Source organism: Synechococcus sp. BA-120 BA3, assembly GCF_034931285.1.
Lineage (GTDB): Bacteria > Cyanobacteriota > Cyanobacteriia > PCC-6307 > Cyanobiaceae > Cyanobium.
In genome coordinates this window covers 1-10,930 of the sequence record NZ_JAYGHZ010000039.1, presented here as the reverse complement: position 1 = coordinate 10,930, position 10,930 = coordinate 1, and the positions used below count along the sequence as shown (strand labels likewise).

General features: G+C 70.0%; 9 protein-coding genes. 6 read left to right on the top strand and 3 right to left on the bottom strand.

What is annotated here, in order from left to right; genetic code table 11:
* Together VB737_RS03310 and fba are read left to right on the top strand one after the other, a co-directional pair.
* A partial coding sequence (locus tag VB737_RS03310) for a Gfo/Idh/MocA family protein (RefSeq protein ID WP_500311115.1) occupies window positions 1–1,023 on the top strand: 1,023 nt, incomplete at its 5' end.
* A 93-nt stretch (window positions 1,024–1,116) separates the two neighbouring features.
* Window positions 1,117–2,190 (top strand): class II fructose-bisphosphate aldolase, encoded by a 1,074-nt coding sequence (gene fba / locus VB737_RS03305; protein ID WP_015108367.1) that lies wholly within the window; start codon window positions 1,117–1,119, stop codon window positions 2,188–2,190.
* A gap of 96 nt (window positions 2,191–2,286) precedes the next feature.
* Here fba and VB737_RS03300 read toward each other — a convergent pair whose 3' ends face one another.
* Window positions 2,287–5,151 (bottom strand): UPF0182 family protein, encoded by a 2,865-nt coding sequence (locus VB737_RS03300; RefSeq protein ID WP_500311113.1) that lies wholly within the window; start codon window positions 5,149–5,151, stop codon window positions 2,287–2,289.
* A 182-nt stretch (window positions 5,152–5,333) separates the two neighbouring features.
* Here VB737_RS03300 and thrC point away from each other — a divergent pair, with 182 nt between their 5' ends.
* From thrC to VB737_RS03285, 3 genes are all read left to right on the top strand, one after another.
* Window positions 5,334–6,614 carry a threonine synthase gene (gene thrC / locus VB737_RS03295; protein WP_500311111.1) on the top strand — a complete coding sequence of 427 codons (1,281 nt, stop codon included), beginning with the start codon at window positions 5,334–5,336 and terminating at the stop codon, window positions 6,612–6,614.
* Window positions 6,615–6,654: 40 nt separating this feature from the next.
* Complete coding sequence (locus VB737_RS03290) at window positions 6,655–6,930, top strand: MoaD/ThiS family protein (RefSeq protein WP_500311109.1); 276 nt, start codon at window positions 6,655–6,657, stop codon at window positions 6,928–6,930.
* A gap of 73 nt (window positions 6,931–7,003) precedes the next feature.
* Window positions 7,004–7,999: a cupin gene (locus VB737_RS03285; RefSeq protein WP_500311108.1), complete on the top strand. Its 996-nt coding sequence runs from the start codon at window positions 7,004–7,006 to the stop codon at window positions 7,997–7,999.
* Here the strand turns inward: VB737_RS03285 and ftsH are convergent.
* Complete coding sequence (gene ftsH, locus VB737_RS03280; RefSeq protein ID WP_500311107.1) at window positions 7,937–9,877, bottom strand: ATP-dependent zinc metalloprotease FtsH; 1,941 nt, start codon at window positions 9,875–9,877, stop codon at window positions 7,937–7,939. The genes VB737_RS03285 and ftsH overlap by 63 nt on opposite strands.
* Window positions 9,878–9,982: 105 nt before the next feature.
* Between ftsH and rpmF the strand changes: the two genes are divergently transcribed.
* Window positions 9,983–10,165: a 50S ribosomal protein L32 gene (gene rpmF, locus VB737_RS03275; protein WP_500311105.1), complete on the top strand. Its 183-nt coding sequence runs from the start codon at window positions 9,983–9,985 to the stop codon at window positions 10,163–10,165.
* Here rpmF and VB737_RS03270 read toward each other — a convergent pair.
* A partial coding sequence (locus VB737_RS03270; RefSeq protein ID WP_500311104.1) for a hypothetical protein occupies window positions 10,123–10,930 on the bottom strand: 808 nt, incomplete at its 5' end. The genes rpmF and VB737_RS03270 overlap by 43 nt on opposite strands.

The window sequence follows — 10,930 nt, the reverse complement described above, 5'->3', positions numbered from 1 at the left end:
GCCCTGCGGGACGCCCCCGGCACCGAGCCGGTGGCCCTCTGGCATCCCCGAGCGGAGCGGGCCGCCGCGGCGGGCAAGGCAGCCGATCTGCCCGCCTACGACGACTTCGCCGCCCTCCTGGCCGATCCCGCCGTGGAGGCCGTGGTGATCGCCACGCCGCCGGAGCCCCGGTTCGCCCTGGCCCGCGCCGCCCTGGAGGCGGGCAAGCACCTGTTTCTGGAGAAGCCGGTGGCTCTCAACGCCGGCCAGGTGGAGGAGCTGCAGCGCCTTGCCATCGCCCGGGGCCTGGCGGTGGCGGTCGACTTCGAGTACCGGGCCGTGCCCCATGTGCAGCAGCTGGCCGCCCTGCTCGAGGCGGGGGTGCTGGGGGATCCCTGGCTGGTGACGTTCGACTGGCTGATGTCCAGCCGCGCCGATCCGAGCCGCCCCTGGAGCTGGTACTCCCAGGCAGCCGCGGGCGGCGGCGTGCTCGGCGCCCTGGGCACCCATGCCTTCGACACCCTCCACTGGCTGATCGGCCCCAGCCGGGGCCTCACCGCCCGCCTCAGCACCGCCATCGCCGAGCGCCCCATCCCCGGCTCCGGGGCCATGGGGGTGGTGGATGCCGAGGACAGCGCCCTGATTCAGCTCGACCTCCAGGACCGTCGTGGCCGCCCCGTGCCCGCCCAGCTCAGCCTCTCCTCGGTGGCGCGGGCGGGACGGGGCTACTGGATCGAGCTCTACGGCAGCGAGGCCACCCTGGTGCTGGGCTCGAGCAACCAGGCCGACTACGTCCACGGCATGCAGTTATGGATGGCCCGCCCCGGTGAGGCCCTGCGGCCCCTGGCGGCCGATCCGGCGCTGGCCTACGGGCGCACCTGGGAGGACGGCCGGATTGCGCCGGTGCGCCGGCTGCTGGGCTGGTGGTCGCAGGCCGTGCGGGAGCGGCGGCCGATGCTGCCGGGCCTGTCGGAGGCGGTGGCCAGCCAGCGCTGCTGCGACTGGGCCCGCCAGGGAGCAGGAACCCTGGAGGGCATCCCCTAGACTCCCCGGCAGACCCGGCGGGACGACCCCGCCAGCCGTCCTTCGACCACGGTTCTCCACAACCGTACCCACCCAAAAACCGCGAGATTTCCCATGGCGCTCGTACCGCTTCGGCTGCTGCTGGATCACGCCGCAGAAAACGGCTACGGCATTCCTGCCTTCAACGTCAACAACCTGGAGCAGGTGCAGTCGATCATGGAGGCTGCCTACGAGACCGACAGCCCGGTGATCCTGCAGGCCTCCCGCGGCGCCCGTCAGTACGCCGGCGAAAGCTTCCTGCGTCACCTGATCCTGGCCGCGGTCGAGACCTATCCCGACATCCCGGTGGTGATGCACCAGGACCACGGCAACAGCCCCGCCACCTGCTACGGCGCCGCCGCCAACGGTTTCACCTCCGTGATGATGGACGGCTCGCTCGAGGCCGACGCCAAGACCCCCGCCAGCTACGAGTACAACGTGGCCGTCACCAAGGAAGTGGTGGATGTGGCCCACGCCATCGGCGTGAGTGTCGAAGGCGAGCTGGGTTGCCTCGGTTCCCTGGAGACCGGCAAGGGTGAGGCTGAGGACGGCCACGGTTTCGAAGGCGCCCTCGACCACTCCCAGCTCCTCACCGACCCCGCCGAGGCCGCCGACTTCGTCGCCAAGACCAAGGTCGACGCCCTGGCCATCGCCATCGGCACCAGCCACGGCGCCTACAAGTTCACCCGCAAGCCCACCGGTGAGGTGCTCGCCATCTCCCGGATCGCCGAGATCCACAAGGCCATCCCCAACACCCACCTGGTGATGCACGGCTCCAGCTCCGTTCCCCAGGAATGGCTGGACATGATCAACAAGTACGGCGGCGCCATCCCCGAGACCTACGGCGTCCCCGTCGAGGAGATCCAGGAAGGCATCCGTAACGGCGTGCGCAAGATCAACATCGACACCGACAACCGCCTCGCCTTCACCGCCGCCGTCCGGGAAGCCGCCGCCAAGGATCCCGCCAACTTCGACCCCCGCCACTTCAACAAGCCCGCCCGGGCCTACATGAAGAAGGTCTGCCTCGATCGCTACCAGCAGTTCTGGTGTGCCGGCAACGCCAGCAAGATCAAGCAGCGCGACATCAACTACTACGCCACCCTCTACGCCAAGGGTGCCCTCGATCCCAAGACCGCTGTGGCCGCCTGATCGGCGTCCTACCAGCGATCCAGCACCGATCCCTCGGGGGGCCACGGGCCCCCTTTTTCATGGCCGGCCCTCGTGGGCGCGCTCAGGCTGGGCCGCTCATGGCAGCGGCAGCGGCAGCGGCGTGCCATCGGGCAGGGGCGACGTGCCGGAGGCCGCCTCCTTGGCGCTGGGGGCGCCGTCCACCAGCCGCTCCAGGGCCCGGCGCAGGCTGCGCTCCATCACGAAGCGGCGGCCGTCTGTGACCACCACCCGCACCAGGGTGGGCAGGTCATTGCTCTTCGACTGCAGGTAGATCGGCTCCACGTACAGCAGGCCCTCGCCCACCGGCAGCACCAGCAGGTTGCCGCGGAACAGCCGCGAGCCCAGCCGGTTCCAGAGGCCGAACTGGAAGCTGATCGTCGGGTCCTGGTCGATCAGGGCCGTGATCTGCTGGGGACCAAGCAGCAGTCGCTGCTGGGGGAAGCGCACCAGCAGCAGTTCCCCGTAGTGGGGCGGATCGTTGCGGGCCGCCAGCCAGCCCACCAGGTTGGAACGCTTCAGCGGGGTGAACGGCAGCAGCAGCACGAACTCGGAGCGCTTCTCGCCGGGGAGTTGCAGGGTGAGGTGGTAGGGCGATACCGGCATGTTGTTCTCGCCGTAGATCTCGGTGGGCACCGCCCAGACGTCGTCGCCGTTGTAGAAGGTACGCACGTCCGTGACGTGGTAGCGCAGCAGCCGCTCCGACTGGATGTCGAACTGGCTCTTGGGCACCCGGATGTGGGCCAGCAGCCCCGGCGGCATGGCCGAGAGGGGCCGGAACAGTTCCGGGAAGGCCCGCACCCAGGTGCGCAGCACGGGATCCCTGGCGTCGTTCACATACAGCCAGAGCCGACCGTCGTGGGCATCCACCACCGCCTTCACCGGGTTGCGGAAGTAGCGCAGCCCCTGGGGGTTGGGATCGCTGTAGGGGTAGGAGCGGCTGGTGGTGAACCCGTCCAGCAGCCAGTACTGGTATTGCGCCGGCCGGTACCCGGCGCTGCCGGCCACCCGGGCGGTGACCAGGTAGGGCTGGCTTTCGAAACGCAGGAACGGTGCCAGGGCCGTCAGGCGTTGGTTCACCTGGCGCCGCAGCAGCAGCAGGGAACGGTCGGTGAAGGACCCGGTGAACAGCAGCCGCGGTTCCCGCAGGTAGATCGCTGCCCCCAGCCGGTTGAGGGGAGAGGCGAGGGAGATGCCCCGGGTGCCGGTGTAATGGGTGTAGACGTTTAGTTCCCCTTCCGGATAGGAGAACTCCTTCACCTTGGTGGGGGCGATCGCGTAAGGGGAGGGGCCTGAGGCGAAGTAGAGGCTCGGGCTGCCCACCGGCAGCGCCGCCCGGGCTTCCTGGTCGGTGATCCCGAGTTCGGGAATGCCCTGCACCCGGCCGCTGCTGCCCAGGTCCTTGACGAAGAACAGGGGCAGGCCGTCGGAACCGAAGGCGTTCACCGGCGAGACGGTGAAACCGTGGCCGTTGGTGAACACCAGATGGCGGTTCAGCCAGGTGCGCGAGCCGGGCGGCAGGGCGCTGCTGTCCAGCTCCCGGGCCGAGATCAGCACCTGCTGGGAGCCATTGCGGGCCGCCTTGCCCTGCAGCGGGTAGCGATCGACATCCGCTGACGGGAAGTTGTAGTACAGGCGCAGCTGCTGCAACTGGCGGTTGGCGGCCAGCAGGGGCTGGCTGTCCCAGAGGCGGATGTTGTCGAGGGTGCCGGGGGCGCTGGCCAGATCCGCCTTCGTCAGGCCCTGGTTGGGTTCGAGCCGCAGCGTTCGCACATTCTCGAGGCCGAAGGCACGGCGGGTGGCCCGGATGCTGCGCTCCAGATAGGGGGCCTCCACCGCCAGCTCCCGTGGCTGCACCCAGAAGCGCTGGGCCAGGGGCGTGATCACCCATTCGCTGATCGGCACCAGCACGGCCGTGCCGGCCAGGGGCAGCAGGGCGCCGCGGCGCACCCAGCCCCGCGGCAGAGGCACCAGCAGGGCACAGGCCGTGAGCAGCAGCAGCACGGCGAACAGCAGCCGCAGGGGCAGGCGCACGTGCAGATCCACGTAGCCCGCCCCCGAGGCGACGCCGCTGCCCTGCACCATCAGATCGAAGGGGGCCAGGGCGTTGCTGAGGGCCATCACGACCGCCAGGGCCGCCACCTGGGGCTGCAGCACCCGCTGCTGGGCCTTGCTGAGGCCGTCGAAGCGCAGATCGCTGAGGCTGCGGCCCTTGCCGATGGTCAGCAGCAGGCAGGCCGCCAGCCCCACCAGCCCCTGGGCCAGCAGCACGCTCAGCAGCAGCCGCAGCGCCGGCAGGCGCAGCACCGTGAACGACAGGTCCAGACCGGTGAGGGGATCCCCTTCGCCGAAGGGGGTGGCCAGCAGGGCGGGCAGCCACAGGCTCCAGCCCCTGGCCACCGCTGTGGCCGAGCCCGCCAGGGCGGCCGCCAGGGTGATCCGCAGGGTGGTGAGGGGCCAGAGCAGCAACGGCAGCAGCAGACCCCCCGCCAGGCCCGCCACCAGCAGGGGCGGCAGATCGCGCAGCACCGAGAAGCCGGTGATCACGTCACCGTTGAAGGGGTTGGCGATCAGTCCCCGGGCCTGCACCAGCAGGTAGCTGAGGCCGCCGGCCAGCAGCAGCACCAGGCCGATCAGCACCGCCACCAGGGCGCCGTTGCCGAGCCTCAGCAGGGGCTGGCTCGGCCGGGGCCCCTCGGCACCCTGCTCCCGCAGCCGCCAGCAGCGCTGCAGCTGGGCCAGCTGCAGCGCCGAACCAAGGCCGAAGACCGCGGCGAAGGCGGCGATCTGCAGCATCCAGCGGCGCAGCAGGATGCCCTGGAAGTCGAACTGGGCGAACCAGAGCCATTCGATGGCCAGCCGGGCCCACGCCCACAGGGCCAGCAGCAGCCCGAAGGCGATGGCCAGGCCAATGGCGAGGCGTGGCCCCACACGGGAGGGCACAGGGGTGGGAACGGGCACAAGCGGAGCGTAGGCAGAACCCTGCGGGCGACAAGGGGCCGTTGCACGGCCAGCGCCCATGGGGCTTGCCACTGGCACGGTGGCCATACCCGATGCCAGGGGTCGGCTTTGCAGGCGAGTTCCGGACACCACTGTTAGCGTGTCCGCCAGTGACCGGGATTCTCTTGACCGCCACCCTTTCCCGCTCCACCTTCACGGGCCTGCGCTGCAAGGAATGCGGTCATCCCTATGAGGCCGGCGCCCGCCACGTCTGTGAAGACGTCTGCTTCGGCCCCCTCGAGGTGGTCTACGACTACGACGCCATCCGCAGCCGCGTCAGCCGTGCCACGATCGAGGCCGGCCCCACCTCGATCTGGCGCTACCGGGAATTCCTGCCCGTCGAGGGCGACCCCATCGACGTGGGCACCGGCTTCACCCCCCTGCTGAAGGCGGATCGCCTGGCGCGGCGGCTGGGCCTCTCCTCCCTCTATATCAAGAACGACGGCGTCAACATGCCGACGCTGTCCTTCAAGGACCGCGTCGTCTCGGTGGCCCTCACCCGGGCCCGGGAACTGGGCTTCACCACGGTCAGCTGCGCCTCCACCGGCAACCTGGCCAACTCCACCGCCGCCATCGCCGCCCACGCCGGCCTGGAGTGCTGCGTCTTCATCCCCAGTGATCTGGAGTTGGGCAAGGTGCTTGGCACCCTCGTCTACAACCCCACCCTGATGGCGGTGAAGGGCAACTACGACCAGGTCAACCGGCTCTGCTCCGAGGTGGCCAACACCTACGGCTGGGGCTTCGTCAACATCAACCTGCGCCCCTACTACTCCGAGGGCTCCAAGACCCTCGGCTACGAGGTGATCGAGCAGCTTGGCTGGCAACTTCCCGACCACATCGTCGCCCCCCTGGCCTCCGGCTCCCTGTTCACCAAGATCCGCAAGGGCTTCGACGAATTCATCAAGGTGGGCCTGGTCGACGAGAAGCCGGTGCGCTTCAGCGGCGCCCAGGCGGAGGGTTGCTCCCCCATCGCCCAGGCCTTCGCCGCCGGCCGCGATTTCATCACGCCGGTGAAGCCGAACACGATCGCCAAGTCAATCGCCATCGGCAACCCGGCCGACGGCCCCTACGCCATCGACATCGCCAACCGCACCGGCGGCAGCATCGCCGCCGTCAGCGATGAGGAGATCATCGACGGCATCAAGTTGCTGGCCGAGATGGAAGGGGTGTTCACCGAAACCGCCGGGGGCACCACCATCGCTGTGCTCAAGAAGCTGGTGGAGCAGGGCAAAATCGACCCCTCGGAAACCACCGTCGCCTACATCACCGGCAACGGCCTCAAGACCACCGAGGCGATCGCCTCCTCCATCGGAGCTCCGTACACCATCGAGCCCCAGCTGGCCAGCTTCCATGACGCCTGGGCGCGCTCCCAGGCCTCCCACGGCGGCGCCGCCGTCCGGGCCTGATCGCCCCCTCTCCCCCGTCCCTGCCCCTTCGACCGCTTCCATGGCCATCCAGGTACTGATCCCCACCCCCCTGCAGAAATTCACCAACGACGAGGCCAGCGTCAGCCTGGAGGCCACCAGCATCGACGGCCTGCTGCAGGCCCTCGAAGCCCGCTACCCCGGCATCCAGGCGCGCCTGTGCGATGAGAACGGCAAGCTGCGCCGCTTCCTCAATCTCTATGTGAACAGCGAGGACATCCGCTTTCTCGATAACCAGGCCACCGTCCTCAGCGACGGCGATGAGGTGAGCATCGTGCCGGCCGTCGCCGGCGGCTGATCGCCGCCCCCGGGGATGGCGCCGGAGGTGGAAAGAAATCCATAAGATCTGTCAACGATCGCAACCTGAACCCATGGGCCAGATCCAAGCGTCCAGGCCCCCCAGCGCCGCTGCCGTCGCCGGCCGTCACGACTGGCATTCCGACACCCTCCTGTTCGATTACCGCCAGGCGGCCAATCCGATCCGTCCTGGTCTCACCGAGCCGATTCCGGAGGGCCGCTGGGGCCCCGAGCTCCACGCCACGGGTCCGACGGCGGTGCTTCCTCTTGATCTCAGCGCCCATCTCGGCTGTCCCTCCCCCGCCACAAGCCCGGCCCTCAGCGCCAACTTCGTCCGCATCCTGGGCGGTGAGTCCATCGGGGTGGCCGCCAACGCCACCAGTTCCCTCTTCTATGTCTATCGGGGGTCCGGTCGCTGCCACTGCCCCGCCGCTGCCGGGGATGAACCCCTGGATCTGGCCTGGGCCCGCGGGGATCTGTTCGTGCTCCCGGCCGGACTGGAGCCGCGGCTGGACGCATCGGAAGAGAGTGTTCTCTACTGGATCCACGACGCTCCCCTGCTCACCTTCCTTGGGGTGCGGGCCGACGCCGCCCGTTTCGCCCCCAGCCACTACCCCGCCGCCTGGCTGGATCGGGAACTGGCGGAGCTGGCGGCGGATCCCAGCAGCGCCCGCAGCAATCGCCTCAGCCTGCTGATGGCCAACAAGGCCCTGCCGGCGAGCCGCACCGTGACCCACACCCTCTGGGCCATGTACGGACTGGTGCCGGCCGGCGCGGTTCAGCCCCCCCATCGGCACCAGTCGGTGGCCCTTGACCTGGTGATCGACTGCCAGCCGGGCTGCGCCACCCTTTCCGGTCCCGACCTCAATCCCGACGGCACGATCCGCAACCCCCTGCGCATGGAATGGGAGCCGGGCGCCGCCTTCGTGACGCCCCCGGGCCACTGGCATTCCCATGTCAATGAAAGCGGCCATCCCGCCCGGCTGCTGCCGATTCAGGATGCCGGCCTACACACCTACCTGCGCAGCCTCGACATCCGCTTTGCCTCCGGCCTGGCCGGCGAGGGCTGAACCGCCGCCGGCCTCGTGGGTCTCGACCAGGGCGCGGAAGCTGTCGCCGTCGATGGTTTCCTGCTCGATCAGCCGGTTGACCAGCTCATCGATCAGCTCGCGCCGGGGGGTGAGCACCGCCACGGCCTTCTCCAGGGCTTCGGTGGCCAGCCGGCGCACCTGTTCATCGATGCGGTTGCCGGTCCGCACCGAGGTGTGGGGGGCCGAGCGGATCCAGTCGCGGCCGAGGAACACCTCCTCGCCCTCCTCCTCCAGGGCCATGGGGCCGAGGCTGGAGAAGCCGTAGCGCAGCACCATGTCACGGCAGATGCGGCGCACCAGCTGCAGGTCGCTGCTGGCCCCCTGGGTCACCTCGCTGGGGCCGAACACCACCAGTTCGGCGGCCCGGCCGCCGAGGGCCACCACCAGCCGGGCCCGCAGGTAGGCCTTGCTGATCAGACCGGAATCGAGGATGTCCTCGTCGGGCATGGTGCGGGCGAAGCCCCCCACCCCGCCGGCCCTGGGCAGGAGGGTCACCTTGTCGAGCCGGTCGGCGTGGGGCAGCAGCGTGGTGAGCAGGGCGTGGCCGATCTCGTGGTAAGCGATCAGGCGCTTCTTGGCGCTGTCCTGGAGCGGGGCGGCGGCCAGCCCCATGGTGATGCGCTCGAGGGCATCACCGATGGCCTGGTCATCCACCTGGCTCTTCTGGCGCCGGGCCGTGAGGATGGCCGCCTCGTTGAGCAGGTTGGCCAGATCGGCGCCGGAGAAGCCGGGGGTGCGCCGGGCCCAGTCGGCCAGGGAGACCTCCTCGGCCAGGGGTCTGGTGCGGGCGTGGACCGAGAGGATCTCCTCCCGGCCGGCCCGGTCCGGCAGGTCGACGCTGATGCGGCGATCGAAGCGGCCGGGCCGCAGCAGGGCCGTGTCGAGCACGTCGAGACGGTTGGTGGCGGCCAGCAGGATCACGCCCGAGTTGTCCTCGAAGCCATCCATCTCGGTGAGCAGCTGGTTGAGGGTCTGCTCCCGCTCGTCGTTGCCGCCGCCGATGCCGGCCCCGCGCTGGCGGCCCACCGCATCGATCTCGTCGATGAAGATGATGCAGGGCGCCTTGGCCTTGGCCTGGCGGAACAGGTCCCGCACCCGGCTGGCGCCCACACCGACGAACATCTCGACGAATTCGGTGGCCGCCATCGAGAAGAAGGGCACCCCGGCCTCCCCGGCGATGGCGCGGGCCAGCAGCGTCTTGCCGGTGCCGGGCGGGCCGACCAGCAGCACCCCCTTGGGAATCCGGGCGCCGATGGAGGTGAACCGTTCGGGGGTCTTGAGGAAGGTCACCACCTCCTGGAGCTCCTCCTTGGCCTCGGCGATGCCGGCCACGTCCTCGAAGCGCACCGTGATCGCCCCTTCCTCCTGCAGCCGGGGCTGGCTGCGGCCGAAGCCCATCGCCTTGTTGGCCACCTGGGCCGAGCGGCGCACCAGCAGCACCAGGCCGGCGATCAGCAGAGCCACCAGCAGACCGTTGGTGACCAGGCCGGCCATGGCGTCATCACGCCGCTCGTCGCGGACCGTCAGCGGCACCCGGGCCTGCTCGGCGGTGCGCAGCAGCTGCTGGTTGTCGCTGAAGACGGCCACCTGGCGGCTGCGGCCGTCGGCGAAGGTGGCGGTCACCACCCGCTGGGCGGGGGCGAGCTCCAGACTCTTGATCTTTCCGGCTTCGATGTCCCGCAGCAGCTGGCTGTAGGAGGGCGGCGCCGAGCCCTGGCCGCCCAGGCTGAAGCCCGGACGCACCTCCGGTGCCGGCTTGGCCGCCGGGGCCGCAGGGGTGGAGGACTCTCTCTCGGCACCGGGCGCGGCCTGGGCGGCGGAGGTCGTGGCCGGCTCCGGAGGAGAACTGCTGCTCACAGGCCTGGCGTCCTTTTCAGGAGTTGCTGTCGGAAATCGACTGTAGCGATTTGACGAAAGGCGAGTCGGCGAAGCAGGATCATCGTTTGGCAGTGAGTTAGCGGGATGGCCGTTCCCAAGAAGAAAACCTCCAAGGGCAAGCGCAACCAGCGCCATGCCCACTGGAAGGCCAAGGCCGGTGTGGCGGCCCAGAAGGCCATGTCGCTCGGCAAGGCTGTCCTGAGCGGCCGCGCGCAGGGCTTCGTCTATCCGATCGCCGAAGACGCCGAATCCGGCGAGGAAAGCTGATCCCCCAGGGGGTGGGCCCGCCGGCGTCCGTCCAGGATCACCCCACCCTCCAACGGAATCCCTGAGCCGGTGGGCCCCAGCAGTGGGTCCTGGTAGAGCGCCGGCGGCAGCGAGTGGAGCGTGGCCCGCACCATGGCGTCGAGCTGACGGCCGTTGAGCCATCCGCCACCGGCCCGACGCTGGCGGGCTTCGGCTTGGAAGCGCCAGCGGTGGGGAAGGCTCCAGCGCTTCGGTCGCAGCAGCCAGAGGCCGTCACAGGCTGCCCAGAGTTCCCCGTAGGCCGCCAGGTGCCTGTCCCAGCAGGGCAGCCAGCGGCGTTCCGATTCGCTCAGCTCCTCCAGCCCCGCTCCGCTGTCCAGCCGCTCGCCAAGGGCTTGGGGGCCGAGGGCTCGGCAGCCCATCAGCCATCCCTCGATCACCAGCGCTTCGGCGGGCTTCTCCCGCCAGCCGTTTCGCTCGCCGTCCCCGCCGGCCAGGGTCTTGTCGAACCGGGGCAGCCGCAGCGTCCCCCCGGCCCGCCAGGCGGCCAGCGCCTCCAGCAGCAGGGGCAGGTCGTGGCTGCCGGGAGGGACCCGGGCCACCCCGAAGGGATTGCCCGCCAGTCGCGTGCGGCGTTCGGCGGCCGGCAGGTAGAGGTCGTCGATCGAGGCCACCGTCAACCGCAGACCCCCGAGGGCGGCGAGACGTTCCAGGGCCCGGCCCAGGCTGGTCTTGCCGGCGCCCACCGGCCCGTTCCTGGTCGACCGCGGCATCCCCCCCTCGGCC

Coding starts and splice junctions, on each gene's coding strand:
- fba (WP_015108367.1), top strand. CDS start 1,117: ATGGCGCTCGTACCGCTTCGGCTGCTGCTGGATCACGCCGCAGAAAAC.
- VB737_RS03290 (WP_500311109.1), top strand. CDS start 6,655: ATGGCCATCCAGGTACTGATCCCCACCCCCCTGCAGAAATTCACCAAC.
- VB737_RS03285 (WP_500311108.1), top strand. CDS start 7,004: ATGGGCCAGATCCAAGCGTCCAGGCCCCCCAGCGCCGCTGCCGTCGCC.
- rpmF (WP_500311105.1), top strand. CDS start 9,983: ATGGCCGTTCCCAAGAAGAAAACCTCCAAGGGCAAGCGCAACCAGCGC.